Raw genomic sequence first — 22,643 nt, 5'->3', positions numbered from 1 at the left:
AGAGGTTTTACATGGGCAAACAAAATTACGGGTTCAGTACCAGAGCAGTACATGCAGGTCAGGTACCAGACCCTACAACAGGTTCCAGAGCCGTTCCCATATATCAGACTACATCCTACAATTTTAAAGATACAGACCATGCTGCAAGACTTTTTGGTCTGAAAGAATTCGGGAATATATATACAAGAATCACAAACCCTACCAACGAGGTTCTGGAACAGCGGGTGGCATCTCTAGAAGGGGGTGCCGGAGCATTGGCAGTTTCATCAGGTATGTCTGCTATCACACTGGCAGTGCTTGGAATCACTCAACCAGGTGATGAAATTGTTTCTGCAGACAACCTTTATGGTGGTACTTACCAGTTGTTCAATAATACACTTCCAGACCTTGGTAGAAAAGTAAAATTTGTGGATTCTACAAAACCTGGAGAGTTTAAAGAACAGATAAACGAAAACACTAAAGCAATTTATACTGAAATCATAGGAAACCCAAAACTGGATGTTCCTGATTTTGAACAAATAACAGATATTGCACATTCTGCCGGTATTCCGCTGATAGTGGACAATACAACAGGAATAGGTATTTCACAGCCGATTAGTTTTGGTGCTGATATTGAAGTCCTGTCGGCAACCAAGTTTTTGGGTGGACACGGAACTTCTATAGGTGGATTAATTGTTGATTCTGGAAATTTCAACTGGAACAATGGCAAGTTCCCGGAACTTACTGAACCTGATCCCGGCTACCATGGATTAAAATACTGGGAAGAATTCGGAAAGATTGCTTTTATTGTAAAAATGCGTGTTCAGCTTCTGCGTGACCTTGGCACAGCCCTGAGCCCTTTCAATGCCTTTCTGTTTTTGCAGGGTCTGGAAACACTCCCACTGAGAATGGAAAAACATTGTGATAATGCCTTCAAAGTAGCCAAATTCCTTGAAAAACACCAAGATGTAGAATGGGTGAATTACCCGGGACTTGAAACTCATCCAACACATGAACGTGCAGGAAAGTATCTCAATGGTAAATACGGAGCACTTATTGGATTCGGTATTAAAGGTGGACTTGAGTCCGGTAAAAAATTTATTGAGAATGTTCAACTACTCTCACATCTTGCCAATATAGGAGATGCAAAAAGCCTTGTTGTCCATCCCGCATCAACAACCCACCAACAGTTAACCGAGGAAGAGAAGAAATCTACAGGGGTTACTGATGATTTTATCAGGTTGTCTATTGGTATAGAAGATGCTGAAGATATTATTCAGGATATTGACCAGGCACTGGAGTTGTCCCAAAAAGTATGAAATACAAATCAATAGGTAATGTTGAAACAAAATATTACCAGATACCTGAAGAGCTTGTCCTTGAAAGCGGCAAAAAAATAAGTGATGTAACTCTTGCCTATGAAACCTACGGAACTTTGAACTGGGATAAAAGCAATGCTATTCTTGTATGTCACGCCCTTACAGGTGATGCTCATGCGGCAGGATGGCATGAAGGTGACAGAAAACCCGGATGGTGGGACATAATAATAGGTCCTGGTAAAGCTCTTGATACACGGAAATATTTTATAATCTGTTCCAACGTCATCGGGGGCTGTAAAGGGTCTACAGGTCCTTCATCGATTAATCCGGATACAGGAGAATCCTATGGGCTTGATTTTCCAGTAGTTACAATAAAAGATATGGTAAACGCTCAGAAAAAACTAATAGATTATCTGGGTATATCCAAACTTTTAGCAGTTATAGGAGGGTCTATGGGCGGACTTCAGGTTCTTCAGTGGAGTGTATCATATCCAGACATGGTAAAAAAGGCAATACCAATAGCTACAGCCGGATATTCCACACCCCAGCAAATAGCTTTCAATGAAGTTGGAAGGATTGCTATAGTTTCTGACCCAAATTGGAACAGTGGTAATTATTATGGTGAAAAAGAACCAACTCATGGGCTGGCTCTTGCAAGAATGATTGGTCATATTACCTATCTCAGCGATGATTCCATGCACCAAAAATTTGGGAGGAGATTGCAGGATAAAAACGAATACGAATTCGATTTTTCCAGAGAATTTGAAGTCGAAAGTTATCTGCACTATCAGGGTTTAACATTTACCGAAAGATTTGATGCGAATTCTTATCTGTATCTTACCAAAGCTATTGATTATTTTGATTTGACAGAAAACAATTCCCTTGCAGAAGGTTTAAAAAATGTAGAGGCGAAATTTTTGGTAATTTCGTTTACATCTGACTGGCTGTATCCTCCATATCAGTTGAGAGAAATTGTAATGGCTTTAAGTGCTAACAATGCTGATGTGACCTATAGAGAAATCGAATCCAATTACGGACACGACTCATTCTTGCTGGAAAGCGGACAACTAAATTATGTGCTTAACAATTTCCTCTCACATACCTATGTTTCAGATATAATGATTGAGGATATAGCGACAATCAAAGAGGGAATAAGCATAGATGAAGCAGCCAGGGTAATGTTTGAAAAGGAAATTACTCATTTACCGTTGGTATCCTCAGATAGTAAACTCGTTGGATTGGTTACCTCATGGGATATCTCCAAATCGATTGCATTAAAATCAGACAACCTTGAAGAGATAATGACAAAAAATGTTGTAACCGCTCGACCTGATGAACCTATTGAAAAAGCAGCGGAAAAAATGGAAAGTAAGGATATTTCTGCACTTCCGGTAATTGATAAGGATAGAAGGGTTATCGGGATGGTTACAAGTGAGGATATAAGCAGGTTGATTGAGGAATTTTAACCGGATGTTTTTAAATCAGGGGCTCCTTAAAATATATATGTATGCTGGATAAATGGGAAACATTCAACTGGAGATTCATTCCTCTTATTCTTTTTACTGTTTTCCTGATGATATTTATTATCTTTGAATTATCCGGATTCCTAACTCTTGAAGATGTAAAAAACTGGGTTCTATCATTCGATTCACTTGCAGGGTTGATAATAATACTAATGCTTATTATTGACCTTGTTATTCCTGTACCTTCTTCTGTGCTTATGACCCTTGCAGGTTCTTTGTATGGTTTTTTCTGGGGTGTTTTAATTGGGACTTTGGGCTCACTGCTTGCATCAATTACTGGTTTCTGTCTAACAAGATATATAGGGAAACGAAAAGCTTTAACTTTTATCGATGAGAGTGAACAGAAATTGATGAATAAATGGTTTACACAATGGGGTGAAGGCATCCTTATACTATCACGCATGGTACCTATGCTAACAGAAACCATGTCATGTTTTGCCGGACTGACAGGAATATCATTCTTGCGTTTTCTGAGCATTATTATTATAGGCACAATCCCTGTGACTGTTTACTATTCATATTTCGGCAGTTACCTGCATAGTGTATCCGAATGGTCGTTTCCTCTTGCTGTTGGTGTAATTATTCCCGGTATATTATGGATATTTCTTCATAAAAAGGTGAAAAATACCTGAAATCCAGAAATGTTTATATACAAATAGTATTTTATCGAGGAGTAATAAAACATCTTTCCTATTATCTATGGATGCTGATTCTAATATATCCCGGAAACAAATTATAGCTGTACTTATTCTACTTGCAGGACTATCAGGGTTGATTTACCCGATTTTAACTGACCAGAACCAGGCTCATAATTTTGAATCCGAACAGGTTCTTTTAGAACTCTCTCAAAATAGAACAATGGAGGGTTTATTATATATCCCAGATGGAGAAGGACCTTTCCCGGTAGTTTATTTTGGAGCAGGTTCGGGTGCTGATCCCATCCAGTATTCGCATTATGGAGAAGGTTTTTCAAGACAGGGATTTTTAACTTTTATTCACGGGCCGTCACGAAGTTTTACCAGTTTCCCATCTACAATTCACTGGGAGATAGTACATGGGAATGAGTTTCTGTTCAATCGTTCGTTGAGAGAAGATATTATTGTCCTTTCGCAACTGGAATCAAGGCATGACACAGATTCTGATAGGATTGTTGTGGGTGGGCATTCAGGAGGTGCAAACGGTGCATATCGGATTGCGCTTGAAAAACCTGATGTTTCGGGAATAATTGCTATTGCAGGACGTTTCCCACCTGAAAATATAGATGAACTTGAGACCAACCTTTTGCTTGCTACAGGTGGAAAGGATACACTTGTTCCTCCAGAAAAACTTGAAGATATCGCATTTAATGTTACAGGAAAACATTTGAACAGAAATAAATTTGATGGTGATTTTGAAGGCAACAACGCCACCAAAATATTTGTGTCTGAATCTTCAGGACATCTTACAGAAGCTTTTGATGACAAACTTATTGAGGAATCTGTTAGATGGGCACTTTATTCTGCAGGAAAGGATGCATCTGGCAACATAAACATTGAAACCAAATCATTCAGAACTGTTTTACTGCAGTTTTTATCAGGTATGGTTATGTTCATAAGCGCCGTTTGGCTATCCGGTTCATACAACTATAAATTTAATAATAAAAATTTGTTCAGGTTTCTGATACCGGTAATTGTTTTTGTTATTTTTTATATTGTTCTGCTTTCAACGATAGCCAGACAGTTTATCCAGTTAGAACCAGCAGGATATCAATGGTTCCAGTATCTGGTAATCGGTATAATTGCATCAACAATTGGTGTTGTAGTAACCAAATCATCTAATATTTTCAAAATCCTGAATAAAAAGGAATTTGCACTTGATTTGTTTTTTCTTTTAATTACAGGTGCATCGTTTGTCCTGATATCCACACAATTTGTAATCTTCCAGCTTGTTACATCAGTGGTGCTTGGTAGTTTATTGTTCCTGTTTTTATCTTTTATCTCACTGTTGTTGTGGAAATCGGGAATGGATTTAAGACAGCGACTTATTTTTAATATATTGGCTGTCATTTGGCTATTACCTGTTCTTGTTCCGCCGTATTGATTATGATTCTGTTAGTATGTGAGATAATACAACACAATTCTTTGAGATAATAATTAATAGTGATAACTTTGGTGTAGACCAGGATTATTACTACGATGATACCTCTCTTGAAACAAAAGATACCATGAGAGGAAATGGGCCCAAGAATTAACCCATCTCCTTCTTTTTTATATAGTTAGATTCTAAAATCTACTCGACCACTGAATTAGATAATGAATTTAATCATTTATAGACCACCCGGAAGGTTAAACCAGGCTATAAGTAATAATATTGTACCTACAGCAAGTTTTAAGCCACCTGGTATCGTATAATTTATTTTAGCTTCAATCACATCTGTGATACCTGCAGGTGGAGGCAATATCACAAGAGCCGTCAAAAACAAAGGTATACCTACAGCTAAGTTGTTTTCAGTGATAGCCAAGCCTAGCCCGGTCAATCCGAGATATAACCCAAGAACCCAGATGAAAAATTGCCCGATTTTATGTTTGTTAGCCCTTATGTTATCTTCAACTTGTGATGATAAGTTATTACCGGTTTTGTTTACTTTTGCATTTTTCAGATTAACACACTCCCTCTAAACATTATATAATTACAGAATAAAATTACTATATTTACATATATAAAAGTTAATTGATTAAAACTGTTTGTCTAAACACAAACAATTCTTCAAGTTAATTATTTATAAACCATTACACTGGGAATCTGTAGCGTTTTATTCTTTATAAATTATATAAAATTTTAAACTCCTTATATATTAAAATAATTACGGAACTAAGTTTCCCCATGAATAAAACTTATATAATTGTTTTCATGCGTTTTTTTAATTTAAATATAAGACGTTATTCCAAGTGTTACAGAAGTTTAGGGTGTTTGTAGCTTCTGTAACAATCCGAGATAATAGGGGGAGATTCATGGTAGAGAAAGAAGAACAATTTGAAAAACTTAAAAATGCTATAATAAACCAGGACATAGAAGGATGTAAAAACCTGACAAAAGAAGCACTTGATGCAGGTTTATCACCAATAGAGATTGTCAACAAGGGTTTGACACCCGGTATGAAAGTTGTCGGTGACAGATTCGAAAATGGTGAAGCGTTCCTGCCACAGATTATGATGGCTGCCAAAGCAATGCAGGGAGCGATGGAATATATCGAACCCGAATTGGAGAAAGGCGGTGGGGAAGAAGAAAGAGTAGGAACTGCTATTACCTTTGTTCAGGAAGGAGATATTCATGACATCGGACACCGACTCGTAACTACAATGTTACAGGCCAATGGATTTGACATCGTTGACCTTGGTACCGATGTTCCAGATGATACTGTTCTTGAAGAAATTGAAAAGAATAAAGATAAGAAACTCCTGCTTGTCGGTTCAGCACTCATGACCACTTCAATGCTTGGTCAGAAAGAACTTATGAACCTGATCAGAGAATCAGGCGTTAGAGATTATGTGAAAATCATGCTCGGTGGCGCTCCTGTAACTCAGAAATGGATTGATGAGATCGGTGCCGATGCAACTGCAGAAAACGCTGCTGAAGCTGCAAGAGTTGGGATTAATCTCATGCAAAAGTAATGGAGGTAAGTAAAACATGGCATTCAAAAAATCATTTACTGTATACGATTTCTACGACAGAGCAAAAACAGGTGAAAAAACCACACAGGACGATTGGGACCTGATGACCATACCGATGAAAGCAGGTGAACTCAAACAAAAATATGGCCTTGATTTCGGTGACGAATTCGTTCCTACCGATAAGGACATGATGGAAAACCTGTTCAACGCTGGTTTTGAGATGCTGCTTGAGTGTGGTATTTACTGTACCGACACCAAGAGAATTGTAAAATACACTGAAGACGAGATATGGGACGCTATCAACAACGTTGATAAAGAATTCACTCTCGGTACAGGCAGAGATGCTGTTACTGTACGTAAAAGGGAAGTTGGAGACAAAAGAAAACCACTTATTCAGGGCGGTCCTACCGGTGCACCTGTATCCGAAGATGTTTTTGTTCCCGTGCACATGAGCTACGCGATGGAAAGAGAATGTGACCTTATCGTAAACGGTGTCATGACATCTATCCGTGGCAAATCACCGGTACCAGGAAGCCCATACGAAGTACTGGCAGCCAAAAGTGAATCCAGGTTGATTAAAGAAGCATGCGCCATGTGCGGTAGACCCGGTATGGGTCTGTAGGGACCCGAGACCTCACTGTCTGCTCCAGGTAACATCTCTGCTGATGCTGTCGGCGGACTTAACCCTGCAGACAGCCATGAGGTCTCACAGCTTAATGAACTGAAAATCGATCTGGATGCTATCGCTGTTGTTGCACACTACCAGGCAAACAGCGATGTCATAATGGATGAACAGATGCCTATTTTCGGTGGATATGCTGGCGGTATCGAAGAAACTGCCATCGTAGATGTTGCTACTACAATCAATGCTTTCCTGATGAACAATGCTACATGGCATCTTGATGGTCCTGTACACATCAGATGGGGTTCAACTAACACAAGGGAAGCCCTCAAGATTGCAGGATGGACTTCTGCTACTATTAAAGAGCACACCGACATGATACTTGGTAACCAGTACTATCCATGTGCAGGCCCATGCACCGAGATGTGTCTGCTGGAAGCTGCTGCTCAATCCATGACTGATACCGCATCAGGCCGTGAAATACTGTCCGGTGTCGCTTCTGCAAAGGGTGTCGGTCAGGACAAGACTACCGGTATGGAAGCTCGAATGATGGGTGAAACTGCAAGAGCTACTGCTGGTATGGATATCAACGAGGTCAACAAGATACTTGACAAGCTTGTTGGTATGTACGAAAACGATTTCGGTAACCTGCCAGAAGACAAGACCTTCCAGGAGTGCTATGACATTTCCACCATCACACCTATTGATGAATACGTAAATGTCTACGATGGTGCTAAGAAGAAACTGGAAGACCTGGGACTGGTATTCTAAATTTAACCAGTGGTTATTATACCACTGGCATTTCAAATTTGGATGTTTATTATCAAAAACAAATAGGGGGAGTAGAAAATTGGCAATTGAAACCTGGACCATTATCAATGGTATATTGTATTTATTGGCCTTTGGATTGATAGGTTATATCCTTTTTGATGCTGGCAGAGTTGAAAAACGCAGAGCTGAAAAGTGAAGTAAATGAAAACTAAAAAAGGGGGAGTTAAAAATGGCTGATGATAAAGACCCAGATGAAGATGTTGGCTTAGTCAAAACTCTAAGACCTTTCCATGTTTGGGCACTTGGTGTTGGTATTGTTCTGGTCGGAGAATACATGGGCTGGAACTTTACAGTAGCAAAAGGTGGAATCCTTGGTGCACTTATCGCCATGACACTTGCCGGTGTATTATATATAATCATATCGTTGTGTGCAAGTGAACTTGGTGCTGCCACACAATCTGCAGGAGGTCCCTATGAATGGGCGAGATTGTTTGTGGGACCCGGTGCTGCGGGCAGCGTCGGACTGGCAGTTTATATGGAATATATTGCGCTGGAAGCAGCAGATGCGATTGTCGTCGCTCAACTGGCACAATCGATATTCCCGGAAATCGCTGTATTCCCGATGACGCTGCTTGTAATAGGTGCATTGACGTTTGTTAATTATCGCGGAGTAGTAGGCGCTTTAACGCTAAACTTTGTTATTACTATGATTGCTTTCCTTGCGATTATCGTGTTCTTCTTCTCCTCAACGTTAGGAGGAATTGTAGAACTGAATTCGGCTGAGTTATGGTCGCAAGGAGCGATGCCTCAAGGATTAATAGGTTTATTTGCAGCTTTACAATTTGGACCGTGGTTCTATCTTGGTATTGAAGGCGCAGCAATGTCAGCTGAAGAATGTGCCAAACCATCAAGGTCTGTACCACTCGGACAGCAGGCAGGAATGATTTCACTACTTGTAGTCGCAGCAATGACATTATTCTACTGTTCATCAATACTCCCTGCAAGCGACCTCGGTGTGTCAGTTTATCCACAGTGGGAAGCTGCAAGAGAATCGGGAGTTACGTTCCTGATTGTGTTAATGGGTATTGGAACACTACTAACGTGTCTTGCAAGTGCTAACGGTACAATCTGTGATTCTTCAAGATCGTGGTATGCACTGGCAAAAGATGATTATGTGGCTAAATGGTTCTCGGCAGTACATCCGTATTACAGATCACCTTACAGATCTGTCATATTCACGATGCCGATTGCCATTGCGTTTGCATTCAGTGGTTATCTGGATCAGGTGATAACTTTCTCGATTATCTCTGGTCTACTATGTTACGTATTAATTCCTTTCTCATTGATACGTTTCAGGAAGATGTTCCCGGACAGAATTGCAAATGACAAAGTACGTCCGTTCAAAGGTCCATTGCAACCCTATATTGCATGGTTCTCGATAATAGTTGCAATTGTTATCCTGACAACGTTGTACTGGGGTTACTTCTACAACCTGTTGTTCGGTCTTCTGTTCTACACAATAGCGTATTTCTACTTCCATTACAAACATACAGAAAGACCGATGGACTGGGAGAAAGAAATGGGCTGGCCAAAACCTGTGCATCATTATGAAAATGAAAATAAGGAGTGATTGATATGAGCTCAGAAATTCCATCTGATATTGATAGGGGAAAATATGACCGTGGCCTTAGATTAGATCTGATGTTGATTATAGGGATTGTCACGGTGTTGATTGCAGTGGAGTTATTCGTGTTTATCATGATTACAACTACCACTCAAGCATGGACTATGATGCCTCTACCGATGTTTGGTGTATACATCGTTGTAATCGGTTTACTGATAGGTATCGAAACGCTTGGTTGTGCACAGGTATACCGCAGCATCAAAGAACATCGATTTAGACTTAGATATTATGATTAAGGAGGTTCAAAAATGGACGGAGCGACTACTAAAAGTAACATTATCAAAGCTTTTGACGTCCTTTTCATATTCGTACTTGCCTTTGTCTGTGTTGTAATGCCAACTGTCCTCAAAGGTGCAGTACTGGTTGGATGGGAAAAAGGAGGTGAATTGGGTTATACCTTTGACCCAGTAACCTTTATAGGATTCGTAGCGGCTATACTGGGGTTCTTCTTTGTGATACTGTTTCACTCTGTCAAGAACTACAAGTACTGAACGTAAGATGAGATATCATATCCATATTTAAACTAAAGGGGGAGTTGAAGTCAGTCAGCAGACCAAAATTCTGCTGGCTGATTAATTTACTTTGTAATTAAAAGATAGACAACTTGGATTTAACGTGGTGGATTATATGGTACATGAAGGATACAAACTTAAAATCAATCGTCCAAAAGATTTGTCAAACCTTACCGAGGACGAAAAAGAACATTTACCGCTTATCAAAGCACCGGATGAAGTGGTTGAAGGTAATGAATTTGAGGTTACCGTAAATGTGGGGCACAAACCGCATCCAATGAAAGAAGAACATTATATCGAATGGATCCAGTTATATTTTAACGGTGAACTGGTAGAAGAGAAAACCTTTACACCAAACGATGAAAAAGCTGAAGCCAAATTTAAAGTATATGCAAAAGAGGATATAATAGCTGCATATCAGTTCGAAAACTGTTATATCCATGGCTACAACGTCTGCGGTGAATGCGATGGTAAAGTAGTGGCTACCAGTTTAACAGCTCTTGGATATTGCAATACTCATGGGTTGTGGGAAGAAACAAGAGGTATTGAGGTTGTGTCAAAAGATGTGGGCGAAGGTCGTGTCTGTACCTGGACTCACAGATTTTGATAAAATTGTGACCCCTGTTCTTTATGGACAGGGAAATTAATTTTTTTAATGTTTAATCATTATTTTTTGGTTTAATAGAATAATATTTTTATATTAAATACATTCATCTTTATAATTGCTGGGCGGAATGTATTAACTAAATTAGGCAGCAAAAATAGTTGTTGCTATATCAAACTTTAGCTAAAACTGTGTAATTTTTTAAGGGGGAGTGCCATGAAAACGAAGTATTTTAAAAGGAGTTTATATTACTATCAAAAATACAAAGATATACCTCCTGAAGATATCGTTTATGAAAGAGCATTAGACGATATTTTCGAGATTCAAAACGTGGTGGAAAGTTTTGATAAAAGTAATAACAGTATAGTTTTTTTATGGAAATCTGAAGATGGATGGCCGGTTGAATACGTTACAAATAACATCGAAAATTTTGGATACTCGGCAGATGAATTTATTACTGGTGAATTAAAATACGAAGATATTATACATCCTGATGATTTAAAAGAAGTTAAAAATAAACTTAATAATACATATTTTAAAAATGAATCCACATTCTCTAAGGAATACAGGATAATAACAAAATCTGGAGAAGTTAAATGGATAGATGAAACCAGTTATATTCATCGTGATGAAGAAGGTAATGTTACTTTTTACAAAGGAATTATTACAGACATAACTGGACAAAAAAATAAAGAAATAGCACTCAATAATTCTTTAGAAATACGGGATATTCTGCAAAATGTTATAGATAATAGTCCATTAGTTGTATTTTTATGGAAATTCGATAGAAACTGGCCTGCTGAATATGTATCTAACAATGTGTCTCAGTTCGGTTATGTACCTGAAGATTTTACATCAGGAAGCATAAGACATGATTGCCTAATATATTCAGATGATTTGGATAGGATAAGGTTCGAATTTTCGAAATTATGCCAGCTCGGTTACACTGATTTCACTCAGGAATATAGAATTCTTACAAAATCAGGAAAGTTAAGATGGGTAAATGAAGAGGTTATTGTCCATTACAATGGCCATGGTTCACCTGTAGCTTATCAAAGTATAATGTATGATATCACTGACAGGAAAAATAAAGAAATTGCTCTTCAGGAATCACTAAAAGAAAAAAAGAATTTTGAATATATTATCAACAACAGTCCTGTAGTTGTATTCCAATGGAAGGCAAGCGATAGCAATAACCCCGATGAAATGTGGCCTGTTGAATATGTGTCTGATAACATAGCACAATTTGGTTATACGCCTGATGAATTCGTAAAAGGGAAAATCCAATATGGGGATATAATATATTCTGAAGACCTTGATAAAGTACAAACAGGGTTACACGAACAGCGTAAAAACGGTTATTCGGATTTTTCCCAGGAATACAGAATAGTTACCAAATCAGGCTATCTTAGATGGGTTGATGAAAGGACGTTTATACAGCGAAACGATGCTGGAGAACCCTTATACTATCAGGGGATTATTGTTGATAATACCAAACATAAGTATGCTGAAAACATAATAAATATCCAGCATAAAATTGGGTCGTTATTAAATTCTGATGAAGATGTAGATAAAACAGTGGAAAAAGTGGTGGAACATGTTCTTGAAATAAATACTATCGATTGTGGATGTATACATTTTGTTAACGAATCAGGTGGTTTGGATCTGGTAGTTCATAAAGGTTTATCATCCTCACTTGTTTATGATATTTCTCATATAAACGCTAATTCGTTTATCACCAATCTATTGAATACTGGTAATCCGGTATACAAAGATTACTCCGAGATATTTTATAATTCAGATTATAATACCAAACATGAATATAAAGCATTAGGTATTATTCCGATCAAATTCAAAGGGGATATCGTCGCAGCTCTAAGTGTATCATCTCATACATATGATGATATACCTCAGGAAGTAAGAATTGCTGTCGAAAATATTGCGGATTTGTTGGGATGTTTCATAGGTCGTATAACCTTAGAAATCGAATTGGGGGAATACAAAAGAGGTAAATGGACTGTTTGAACCATTTCTGGAAAATGCTCAGTTTTCTTTTCTGGTTGGCCAGAAATATTGATAATCGTCTGACACATCCCAGTTAAACCTTGAGTAATATCCATATCCTTTCTCAACAAATTGCTTTTGTGTGAATCAGTTAAATCTTCCATTCTCAAACAAATTTAAAAATTATTTTTTTATAAAAAGAAATTAAAAAATAATAATTAAATAAACAGATAATATTTAGAAGCCGAGCAGTTCATCGAAGGAATATAATTAGTTACATTTTTGTATTAGTAAAAATGTTTGTAATCATGCAATTTAAAATTTATATCGCTAACCCTAGTTTAAATATCAATCCTGTCCAATAATTTGTGAATTACAATTTCAGAATGAGCGGCTGTGGTCTAGTGGTCATGACAGAGGCTTCCCAAGCCTCTAACCCGGGTTCGAATCCCGGCAGCCGCATGTTTTTAATACATTATTTTTACTTTACTTTTTTAAATGCTTATCAATAAAAACTCCTGCAACAATTATCATCATCGCAACTGATAATATCTGCATACCAGTGGATGAAAAATCAGTACCTATCAGTAGTGCATGTATCGATACCAAGAAAAATGCCAGATAATTAAAAAGGTGTATTTTTTTCCAGTCTTTGGGTATCTTTTTTCGATAAACAGCAGTAATTATCGCAATAATGAAAAGATAAAAAGCGGGTCTTCCTGCGAGTTCAAGAAACGTTACTGGTGGGTAAAAAACAGGTAAAAATACCTGCAAACTCTGGATATCAAGTGCAAAAGATAACGGATGAAGAACCATCAGGATTAATGCGAGTTTAATAAGGTTATGGTGGAATTTTAAAAAGGGTAGCCCAAATAATTTTTTTATTTTGGACATATATTCAGAAGATATAATTGCTGAAAAAATAAATAAATAACTAAAAATTCCAGCTGTACGATATATCAGTTTAATAGGGCTTTCTGGGTTCTGATATAGAGTATAAATCACAAATAAAGCAATAGCAATAACAATTGTATAAATCAAGTAAATTATTTTGTTATGATGAGAATCCAAAGTTTTCTACCCACTAAATTTTGTTCAGGTTATTATTTGACAAATTATATCTTTTAATAATACAATCAATTATAATTAATTTTTTCTGTAATAATAAGTTAGTTTCCTAAATCAAAGAGAAATACTGATTGAAAAGGACAATATCAATCTACAGTAGGTGATGAATATATTTTCTCAGCAACAATTCCTGTAGTTGTAGCAACTTTGAAGTTATACTCTTTGTTAGGTATCCATTCTTTTTCTATTTCTATTGTTTCTTTCACTGAACTCTGTGATTTAATTTGGATACCCCTATCAAAATCTTCTCCATTAAAATAGATTTTATCCAATTGAAGGTCTGTGTCTCCACGATTTCTAATTGAAAAGGTTATTTTTTTAGTAGGGTTACCCAATTCATCGGTTTCAAACTTTACATTTTCGATATCTAAAGACATTCCAGATTCAGTCGTCCCGGTCATGTTTTTTGGTACAGATAATGCAGTTCTGGTACCAAAATAAAAACCAATAACAACTCCTACGAGCTGAATAAATGTTGTGACAATCTCTTTATTTTCATCGAAACTGTAATGAAGTGACAACACCATCAATATTATAAATCCTACCGAAAATGTTCCTGCAATCGCCCTTCTCATTTCTCCTTTATTCAAATCAGCATCAGCTTTATAGCCTGCATACATCAGACCTCCAAAAACAGATACTATGAGAATAGTTACAAGGGCAATTAGATATACTGGTACGTTATTGTTTCCATCAACTGCGCTTGCTACTGGTAAAATCAAATAAGCTGCAAACACAATTATTGCTAAAATACCCCATACCCGAATTTTTTTGAAATCCATAATTTAGACCACACTGGTTAATTGCAATCAACATCTAAGCTCAGATTAACTCAACAAGGATTAATTTCCCACTCCTTAGAAAATAAATCATTTAATTATAGTATAAAATTTTTTTGTTACATAAACATTTTAATACTATATGTAATTAAGCAGGGTGGTAAATATGCAGCAGGTCAAATCCAATGGAAATGAAAATGAACCAATCCTTGAAATGAAAAACGTAACAGTGACCAAAACCAGTACAAATATTCTGGATTCCTTATCATTAACTATTGAAAAAGATGAAAATGTTGCTATCATCGGATCTAACGCTTCAGGAAAATCTACACTTATAAAAACCATCACTGGAGAATACAAACCACTTTTGGATAAGGATGAAACCATTTTTAATATAATGGGAAAAGAAAGATGGAACATCTTTGACCTGCGTTATTTGCTGGGAATCGTTTCAGACAACCTGCAGCAACATTATCAAAGAAACGTCAGTGGGATGGATGTTGTTCTTTCTGGGTTTTTTGGAAGTATAGGTATTTACAACAATCGTGAACTACCGCTGAGCTAAAGACTCAGCGGCTTCGAGAGAAGTTTACCAGGAAAGTCTTATTCTCTCAGGGGAGTTCACATCCCCACTATCGGTTATCCTTTCAAGGGAATCACCGATTACCTTTCTCAAGATGTTCAATGCTCCATTGATATCGGCATTGATCAGTCTACCTGTAGATGACTGGAAGATTCCTCTCTTAGATCTTTTACCAAGATAATTCTTATGTTTTCTAATAGGTTCCAACGCCAGTGCATCGACTTTACTGGTATAAGCTTCATTCACCTCATTATACTTTATACCGTGGTATTCGCATTTTGAAGCTAATTTATGTCTGAACCTGGCAAATGGTATAGTCTGGAAGTTCTGGGTGTTTTCTTTACCGATGTTCTGCTCCTGTTTGATTTCTTTCATCTCTCCAATCACGATGTTGCCGATTCGATTTTCCAGACAGTGTTTAACGACGTGATTGACACACTGGTTCATGTAATCATTTATCTTCCAGAACCTTTTATTAGAGAATCTATCCATTTTGATTCCATTATCTACATCCTTGATTCCATTATCTACATCCTGTTTATCGTAGACTGACTGTAACCTACTCTTCTCCTTGTTCCACCAGCGGTTGTAAGATTTGATAACCCTGCCGTCTAATATGAAGGCAGTCCCGCCGGTCGTCACGCAGGTTGCAAAGTTGTCCACTCCAAGGTCTATCGATAGATGGCTATTGTAATCCAGTTCAGCAATCTCTCCATCTTCATGATAGACAAATTCTATCTCGAACCATCGACCTTTGTATTTTGGTACAATCCTGACCTGATTGATGTATTGACCTATTATGTTGTCAGGTATCTTGAAGTATAGGTATTTAATCCCATAGGTTCTGTAATAATCTAAACCTAACGATAATCTGATTTTGTCGTCGATAACCTTCAGTTGATCTTTCTTGAAAGTACATATGAAGTTGCCGTCTTTATCCAGATACATTGGAAGGGAAACTGGTTTCTCATATTCTCCTTTTCTTTTCTTATCCAGAAGTTTGAAGAACGATTTCATACCACCATCTACAGTTTCTATGGTATTCTGGGCAACCTGAGATGGCATTAATCTATAATTCTCGTTTTCTTTGACCGTATGGTAAGCAGTATCTTTATCGAGATATTTGCCATGATTGAAAAAGTACTGCCTAATCGTGTACAACGTGAAATTGTACAGGTTCTTGGACAGTTTGGTCAACCTCTTCAAAGTTTCATACGTCTGCTTATCAGCACGGAGATGGTTCTTCTGGGTTAGATACATTCATCATATAATTATTTAGCAAAATACTTATATTTTTTTGACCATTTGCTTTACCCCGATGCTAAAGACATCGTGGTTTTCTTCATCTTTATAAAGTAACACGAAAAATGGAAGAAAAAGCAAAAGATATACTTGGATTCCTGGAAATATCATATCTATCAGACAAAGATATAACAAAAATGTCTGCAGGCGAGGCAAAAAGAATTCTGATTGCAAGAGCACTTGTACATGACCCTGAAGCACTTGTTCTGGACGAGCCCACAAACAACCTTGACCTTCGAAGCCACCATCATTTTAGAGAAACACTAAGAAAGATTGCAGGAAAAAGTAAAAATATACTTCTTGTAACCCATAATCTTGAAGATATAATACCTGAAATTGACAGGGTTGTTTTGCTAAAGGATGGTAGAATATTCAAGGATGGTAGAAAAGAAGATGTACTCAACAGTAATAATCTTTCAAAACTTTTCGATTTACCTGTGAATGTATATGAAAAAGACGGATTCTACAGAGCAAGTGCTGAAGTTTTTAAATCATAAAATTAATATTTGAATAATTATATTCAGGGCTCGATTAAAAAACCGTTTTGAGGAAGTTGAAAGATGGTGGATGTTTCTGATAATCAGAGTATTATAATTATTTTTGCTTTGTATCTTCTCTTTATGCTGGCTATCGGTTTCATATACTACAGGAAAACCGAAGACCTTTCCGATTATATCCTTGGTGGCAGACGTTTAAACAGCTGGGTAACAGCTCTGAGTTCCCAGGCTTCCGATATGAGTGGATGGTTGTTGCTGGGACTTCCCGGAGCTGCTTACTTATCAGGATTGGAAGCAGGTTGGATAGCTCTGGGACTTGGAATAGGTACATATTTCAACTGGAAATTTATAGCCAAAAGGTTGCGAAAATACACAAAAATGGCAGGTAATTCTCTTACAATACCTGTATTTTTTGAAAACCGGTTTAAAGATAACACAAAAATGTTGAGAAGTATATCTGCCATATTTATCCTCATATTCTTCCTATTTTATACATCCTCCGGACTTGTAGCCGGTGGAAAACTTTTCAGCACGGTTTTTGAACTTGACTATTTTACAGCGCTTACTATAGGTGTCGTTGTTGTAATCTCATACACGTTCCTTGGTGGATTCATGGCGGTTTGTTGGACTGATTTTTTCCAGGGCATGCTCATGGTTCTTGCAATAACAGCAGTTCCTATACTGGGGGCAATTGATATGGGTGGAATTGGTTCCACAATTGATATCCTAAATAATATAGACCCTCATTTGGTAAATCCATTAAGAGAACTCGATGGAAGTGTACTACCTTTAATAAGTATAATATCAATGTCCGCCTGGGGATTGGGATATTTTGGACAGCCTCATATACTGGTACGTTTCATGGCGATTGATAATCCTGAACATATAAAACGGTCAAGAATTATAGCCATGGTCTGGGTTACAATCTCACTTGCGTTTGCAGTCTTTGTAGGTTTGGTTGGGAGGGCTTATCTTCCACAATTTCTTGAAGGGTCTGCAAGTGAAACAGTGTTTATGGTTATGGTAAACAACCTTTTCCATCCTGTTATTGCAGGCGTTCTTCTTGCTGCTATACTTGCAGCTATTATGAGCACTGCTGATTCCCAGCTTCTTGTATCAGCATCTGCATTTACAGAGGATATTTACAGGTTCGTATTCAAAACAGATGCCAGTGATAAAGAACTTGTGTGGATGGGGAGATTTACTGTAATAACCATTTCTATCATAGCATATCTATTTGCTCTAGACCCTGAAAGCTCGGTTCTTGACCTTGTATCCTATGCATGGGCTGGATTTGGTGCAGCATTTGGCCCCCCTATTATATTCTCTCTGTTTTCAAAGAAGATGACAAAGAATGCGGCTCTTGGTGGTATGATGTCAGGTGGTTTGATGGTAATAGCCTGGAAACAATTAACAGGTGGTATATTCGACCTTTATGAAATTGTGCCGGGATTTGTAATCTCATGCATTGTAATCTATGTAATTATGAAACTGGGAGAAGAGCCGCCTGCAGAAGTGCAAATGGAATTCGACAGGGTTAACCAGTAACATTAATGCTGGTATTCCCAGAAAAACTTGTTAACTTTGTCTTTTTCAACAAAAAAAGCTTGGGCTTCGGCAAGATGATCTGGTTTTCCGAGTACAATAACAATATCTCCAGGAAATAATTTGGTATCACCGTGTGGGTTGGTAATAGTTTCAGAATCTCTTTCTATTGCCAGTACAGTAACACCATATTTTTGCCTTAATCCAAGTTCTGAAAGACATTTATTTGCTGATGGTGACCTTTTATTGAGTTTGAACGTGCTTATATCAATATCAGGAAGATTCATCTTCAAATCCGAGTGACCATGTGTATATTTTGGAAGATTCCTGACCATGTCATAACCTTCAGAACGTACTTCAGCTATAAATCTGTCAATACTATCCTGTGGTACAAGGTATTTTTTCAGAAGGCGAACAAATATTTCAATTGAAGTTTCAAATTCCTGGGATATAACCTCATCAGCACCTGATTCGTACAATAAATCAATATCCTTCATATAAGGAGTTCTTGTGATGATATACAGTTTTGGGTTTAGACTTTTGGCTATATCTATAACTTGTCTGGTTGCAAAGAAATCTGATATTGCCAGTACCATAATCCTTGCACTTTTTATATTCGCCTTTTCAAGAACCAATTCATGGGTTGCATCCCCGTAGATAATAGGTTCACCTTTAGACCTCTCGGATTTTACTGTATCAGGATTAGTTTCAATGACTATATAGGGAATACCTGCGACTTTAGCAGCTTTTGCTATTGTTCTTCCATTAAAACCATAGCCTAATATTATAAGATGGTCGTTCAGATTTTCCAGCATATGGTTTTCAGATTCTGATTCATTACTTACATGCTGATAACCGTATTTTAATTTATGTGGAAGCGGTAATTTTGAAACCGAATCTACTACTTTTGGTGAAAAATCCACGATAAATGAGGTTGCAGCCATGGTAACTACAGATACTGATAGGAAAATCTGATATACACTATCACTTATAACATTGGCGTCAAGGCCTACTTTAGACAGTATCAGTGAGAATTCCCCTACCTGACACAGTGCCAAACCAACAAGGATAGAGGTTCGTATTGGATATCCCATTATAAATGTTACAGTACCCGCAATCAATGACTTGAATACTATTACACCAACTACAATAAGCAGAAAAATAATCGGATATTGAAGTATAAACGTATAATCCAAAAGCATACCGACTGATACAAAGAATAGACCCAGAAAGATATCTCTGAATGGAAGTATTTTACTAAGTGCCTGGTGACTGTATTCCGATTCTGATATGATAAGACCAGCAAGGAATGCACCCAAAGAAAGCGAAAGTCCAACACTTGCAGTAAGCCATGCAATGGAGAAACAAATAAAGATGACGCTCAACAAAAACAATTCACGGTTTCGAGTTCTTGCTACTTGATACAAAATCCCAGGTACTATCCATTTGGCACTTACAATTATGAGCAGTATTATCCCCAATCCTTTTGCTATGATTAGCAATGAGCTACTGCCTAAATTCAATTCCCCACCAGCAAGCAGTGGAGTTACCAGCATCATTGGAACAATTATCACGTCCTGGAAAATTAAAATAGCAAGAGACATTTTTCCATGGGGTGTATTGATTTCATTTTTTCCCTGCAAAATTTTGAGGACTATTGCTGTACTGCTCAAAGATATAAGAAAACCTACAAAAAGTGCTTCAGTAATACTTATACCCAAATAATAAACAATGCCAGTGGTAACAAGAATTGTTGACAGTACTTGCAGTGACCCACCAATAGCGACACCCTTTCTGACACTCCACAATTCTTGAAGTGATAGTTCTACTCCTATTGTAAAAAGTAGTAATATAATTCCAATTTCAGATAATGAATCGACCTGATGGATATTTTCAATCAGTTTCAATCCATGTGGACCTACTATTAAGCCTGTGAGTAGAAAACCTACGATTACGGATATTCCCAGACGGTTACAGATATATAAAGCAGCTATAGAAAGACCGATAATAATTATAAAGTCATTAAACAATGGAATATCCATTACCAGCTCACCTTTTAATATTGATTTATTTCTTTTTTAATTTAAAAAAATGATGATTTTTGTTGCGTTTGCAAAAATACGAATCTTAAAATACTTATCCATGTAATACGATGTAGTATTTTAGGGGGCAGTTAATGAACCAGGTTTTTAAAGAAAATATGCTGGAAGTAATGCAAGCCACATTACCAATTATCGTGACCGTGCTTTTATTTATACTTTTTTTTGTAGGACCTGACCTGGAATTGATATTGCCGTTTTTATCCGGTGCTGTTATGGTCATATTGGGAATGGGGCTTTTCCTGATGGGTGTTAAACTTGGTATGCTGCCCATGGGTGAATCCATTGGTTCTGAACTGCCAAAACATGGCTCACTGTTGTTTATTATAGTTATTACCTTTTTACTGGCATTTCTGGTTACAATTGCCGAACCAGATGTACGGGTTTTAAGCAGCATGTTTGCTATGGTATCTGAAGGAGTGTCCCGAATCGCACTGATTATTTCTATTGCATTAGGGCTTGGTGTATTTGTAGCAATATCCATGCTCAGAATTGCTTATGGAATACCTATTAAATACCTGTTCACTGTCGGCTACCTTTTTGTGATTATACTGTCTTTCTTCACACCACCTGAATTTCTTGCAATTTCCTTTGATGCTGGAGGAGTGACCACTGGACCATTAGCAGTACCTGTGATACTTGCACTTGGTATAGGGATTGCTTCGATGCTTGGTGGTAAATCCCAACTTTCAGATGGGTTTGGACTGATTGGTCTTGCATCGATAGGTCCAATAATTACTGTCATGTTAATGGGTGTGTTTATCTAATGCTTTATGGAGAACATGGATTACTAACAGTCTTAATAGAAGTATTAGAAGCATTGTTACCATTATTGATATTTTTTGCAATTTTCCAGATTCTATATCTCAAATTTCCAAGACTGGAATTAGTTAAATTAATCAGAGGGATAATACTTACTGCTATTGGTATGATATTATTCCTTTATGGTGTATACAACGGATTTTTGCCAGTTGGGCAAGAAATTGGTGAAATTCTTGGAAATTTTGAACATAAATGGATACTGATGCCGTTTGGATTTATAATGGGCTTTCTGGCAACATTTGCAGAACCAGCTGTCAGGGTATTGTGTTATCAAATAGAAGAATCATCCAGTGGTTTTATTAAATCTAATCTAATGATTTATACCCTGTCCATAGGAGTTGGTGTCTTTGTAGCTATTGCCATGGCAAAACTTGTCTATGGAATCCCGTTCCAATATATAATAATTCCTGGATACATTCTTGCAATACTGCTTCTTTGGCTTTCAGATAAAGATTTTATAGCAATAGCCTTTGATGCAGGAGGAGTAGCCACAGGACCCATGGCAGTTACCTTCCTAATGTCTATGGCAATAGGTGTTGCATCTTCGATTGATGGGAGGAATCCTGTAATTGATGGGTTCGGTCTGGTTGCCATGATAGCACTTGCACCCATAATATTTGTAATGATACTTGGAGTTTATATTCGATACATAGGAGTTGATACAAATGGATGATGATGAGAACAATATTTTAATAGTTACAATTGTAAAAAAGGGCTGGGGAGATACAGTTGTCCAGGCATCTAAAAAAGCAGGTGCCCAGGGGGGCACTGTAATATTTGGACGTGGAACTGGTATCCATGAAGATCAGACCTTTATGGGTTTTATAGTAGAACCTGAAAAAGAGATTGTATTAACCATAGTACCATCATCGATATCAGAAAGAGTATCCAAAAGGATAATTGATGCAGTCGACCTTGAAAAACCAGGAAATGGCATGGGATTTATGCTACCAGTTGATAGAGTATTTGGTATACCCCACATGTGTACGTTAAACAATGAAGATTAATTTATAACTTTCAGTATGTTTTTTATAAATATATAGATACAATGATATTTCGATATAAATAGGAAATAACCAATAAGTTCGATAAATATTTCTTATATAATAACCTAAAATACAATAAAATGAACTGATAGTTCCTTGATATATTAGCATATAATATGTTTATTAACAGAATTACACTTTTGTAAAAAATCAAAAATATATTTAACTATACAT

The 22,643-nt window shown here is 37.2% G+C and carries 21 protein-coding genes, 1 tRNA gene and 1 pseudogene; 18 read left to right on the top strand and 5 right to left on the bottom strand.

Features of this window, described 5'->3' with window-relative positions; translation table 11 throughout:
• Window positions 1-11: 11 nt before the first annotated feature.
• The 4 genes from METEV_RS06750 to METEV_RS06735 all read left to right on the top strand — a co-directional run bounded on the left by METEV_RS06750 (window position 12) and on the right by METEV_RS06735 (window position 4,900).
• On the top strand, window positions 12-1,298 hold the full coding sequence (locus tag METEV_RS06750) for an O-acetylhomoserine aminocarboxypropyltransferase/cysteine synthase family protein (protein ID WP_013194778.1): 1,287 nt from the start codon (window positions 12-14) through the stop codon (window positions 1,296-1,298).
• Window positions 1,295-2,764 (top strand): homoserine O-acetyltransferase MetX, encoded by a 1,470-nt coding sequence (gene metX / locus METEV_RS06745; RefSeq protein ID WP_013194777.1) that lies wholly within the window; start codon window positions 1,295-1,297, stop codon window positions 2,762-2,764. The genes METEV_RS06750 and metX overlap by 4 nt, the downstream gene beginning before the upstream one ends.
• 41 nt (window positions 2,765-2,805) lie before the next feature.
• Entirely contained in the window at window positions 2,806-3,453 is a 648-nt protein-coding gene (locus METEV_RS06740; protein WP_013194776.1) for a TVP38/TMEM64 family protein, read from the top strand.
• Between the two features lie 67 nt (window positions 3,454-3,520).
• A complete protein-coding gene (locus tag METEV_RS06735) occupies window positions 3,521-4,900 on the top strand; it encodes a dienelactone hydrolase family protein (protein ID WP_013194775.1) in 1,380 nt (459 codons plus the stop codon).
• Window positions 4,901-5,126: 226 nt separating this feature from the next.
• Here the strand turns inward: METEV_RS06735 and METEV_RS06730 are convergent, their stop codons facing one another.
• Window positions 5,127-5,321, bottom strand: coding sequence for a hypothetical protein (locus tag METEV_RS06730; RefSeq protein ID WP_049891082.1), 195 nt, complete (start codon window positions 5,319-5,321; stop codon window positions 5,127-5,129).
• Between the two features lie 490 nt (window positions 5,322-5,811).
• On the opposite strand from METEV_RS06730, the gene METEV_RS06725 reads away from it, so the two are divergent.
• The 8 genes and pseudogenes from METEV_RS06725 to METEV_RS06685 all read left to right on the top strand — a co-directional run bounded on the left by METEV_RS06725 (window position 5,812) and on the right by METEV_RS06685 (window position 13,130).
• Window positions 5,812-6,471 (top strand): methyltransferase cognate corrinoid protein, encoded by a 660-nt coding sequence (locus METEV_RS06725; RefSeq protein ID WP_013194774.1) that lies wholly within the window; start codon window positions 5,812-5,814, stop codon window positions 6,469-6,471.
• 16 nt (window positions 6,472-6,487) lie between these two features.
• Window positions 6,488-7,864 (top strand): annotated as a pseudogene (locus METEV_RS12055) (monomethylamine:corrinoid methyltransferase).
• 229 nt (window positions 7,865-8,093) lie between these two features.
• A complete protein-coding gene (locus tag METEV_RS06710; protein WP_013194773.1) occupies window positions 8,094-9,494 on the top strand; it encodes an APC family permease in 1,401 nt (466 codons plus the stop codon).
• A gap of 5 nt (window positions 9,495-9,499) precedes the next feature.
• Window positions 9,500-9,784, top strand: coding sequence for a hypothetical protein (locus tag METEV_RS06705; protein ID WP_013194772.1), 285 nt, complete (start codon window positions 9,500-9,502; stop codon window positions 9,782-9,784).
• A gap of 12 nt (window positions 9,785-9,796) precedes the next feature.
• Complete coding sequence (locus METEV_RS06700; protein WP_013194771.1) at window positions 9,797-10,039, top strand: efflux RND transporter permease subunit; 243 nt, start codon at window positions 9,797-9,799, stop codon at window positions 10,037-10,039.
• Window positions 10,040-10,175: 136 nt separating this feature from the next.
• A complete protein-coding gene (locus METEV_RS06695) occupies window positions 10,176-10,667 on the top strand; it encodes a desulfoferrodoxin family protein (RefSeq protein ID WP_013194770.1) in 492 nt (163 codons plus the stop codon).
• 213 nt (window positions 10,668-10,880) lie between these two features.
• Window positions 10,881-12,689 (top strand): PAS domain-containing protein, encoded by a 1,809-nt coding sequence (locus tag METEV_RS06690; protein WP_013194769.1) that lies wholly within the window; start codon window positions 10,881-10,883, stop codon window positions 12,687-12,689.
• Window positions 12,690-13,058: 369 nt separating this feature from the next.
• Window positions 13,059-13,130 (top strand) — tRNA-Gly (locus METEV_RS06685).
• A 24-nt stretch (window positions 13,131-13,154) separates the two neighbouring features.
• Here the strand turns inward: METEV_RS06685 and METEV_RS06680 are convergent.
• The gene (locus tag METEV_RS06680; RefSeq protein ID WP_232216835.1) at window positions 13,155-13,562 is read right to left on the bottom strand and encodes a ferric reductase; all 408 of its coding nucleotides are present in this window, start codon (window positions 13,560-13,562) and stop codon (window positions 13,155-13,157) included.
• Between the two features lie 320 nt (window positions 13,563-13,882).
• Window positions 13,883-14,578, bottom strand: a complete 696-nt coding sequence (locus METEV_RS06675) for a hypothetical protein (RefSeq protein ID WP_013194767.1) — start codon at window positions 14,576-14,578, stop codon at window positions 13,883-13,885.
• Window positions 14,579-14,741: 163 nt separating this feature from the next.
• Between METEV_RS06675 and METEV_RS06670 the strand changes: the two genes are divergently transcribed.
• The gene (locus METEV_RS06670) at window positions 14,742-15,140 is read left to right on the top strand and encodes an ATP-binding cassette domain-containing protein (protein ID WP_049891080.1); all 399 of its coding nucleotides are present in this window, start codon (window positions 14,742-14,744) and stop codon (window positions 15,138-15,140) included.
• Between the two features lie 24 nt (window positions 15,141-15,164).
• On the opposite strand, the gene METEV_RS06665 is transcribed toward METEV_RS06670, so the two are convergent.
• Complete coding sequence (locus METEV_RS06665; protein WP_013194766.1) at window positions 15,165-16,418, bottom strand: RNA-guided endonuclease InsQ/TnpB family protein; 1,254 nt, start codon at window positions 16,416-16,418, stop codon at window positions 15,165-15,167.
• 107 nt (window positions 16,419-16,525) lie between these two features.
• Between METEV_RS06665 and METEV_RS06660 the strand changes: the two genes are divergently transcribed.
• Window positions 16,526-16,957, top strand: a complete 432-nt coding sequence (locus METEV_RS06660) for an ATP-binding cassette domain-containing protein (RefSeq protein WP_049891079.1) — start codon at window positions 16,526-16,528, stop codon at window positions 16,955-16,957.
• Between the two features lie 63 nt (window positions 16,958-17,020).
• Window positions 17,021-18,505 carry a sodium/proline symporter PutP gene (putP, locus tag METEV_RS06655; RefSeq protein WP_013194765.1) on the top strand — a complete coding sequence of 495 codons (1,485 nt, stop codon included), beginning with the start codon at window positions 17,021-17,023 and terminating at the stop codon, window positions 18,503-18,505.
• Between the two features lie 2 nt (window positions 18,506-18,507).
• Here putP and METEV_RS06650 read toward each other — a convergent pair whose 3' ends face one another.
• Window positions 18,508-20,544, bottom strand: coding sequence for a cation:proton antiporter domain-containing protein (locus METEV_RS06650; RefSeq protein WP_013194764.1), 2,037 nt, complete (start codon window positions 20,542-20,544; stop codon window positions 18,508-18,510).
• Window positions 20,545-20,678: 134 nt separating this feature from the next.
• On the opposite strand from METEV_RS06650, the gene METEV_RS06645 reads away from it, so the two are divergent.
• The 3 genes from METEV_RS06645 to METEV_RS06635 are packed head-to-tail and all read left to right on the top strand — an operon-like array spanning window position 20,679 to window position 22,430.
• Window positions 20,679-21,368, top strand: a complete 690-nt coding sequence (locus tag METEV_RS06645; RefSeq protein ID WP_013194763.1) for a DUF1538 domain-containing protein — start codon at window positions 20,679-20,681, stop codon at window positions 21,366-21,368.
• Window positions 21,368-22,096 (top strand): DUF1538 domain-containing protein, encoded by a 729-nt coding sequence (locus METEV_RS06640; protein WP_013194762.1) that lies wholly within the window; start codon window positions 21,368-21,370, stop codon window positions 22,094-22,096. The genes METEV_RS06645 and METEV_RS06640 overlap by 1 nt, the downstream gene beginning before the upstream one ends.
• Window positions 22,089-22,430 carry a P-II family nitrogen regulator gene (locus METEV_RS06635; RefSeq protein ID WP_013194761.1) on the top strand — a complete coding sequence of 114 codons (342 nt, stop codon included), beginning with the start codon at window positions 22,089-22,091 and terminating at the stop codon, window positions 22,428-22,430. The genes METEV_RS06640 and METEV_RS06635 overlap by 8 nt, the downstream gene beginning before the upstream one ends.
• Window positions 22,431-22,643 lie beyond the last annotated feature (213 nt).

The sequence above is a fragment of the Methanohalobium evestigatum Z-7303 genome (assembly GCF_000196655.1).
Lineage (GTDB): Archaea > Halobacteriota > Methanosarcinia > Methanosarcinales > Methanosarcinaceae > Methanohalobium > Methanohalobium evestigatum.
Note: the sequence above shows the minus strand (reverse complement) of the source record. Positions and strands in the feature narration are given on the sequence as shown.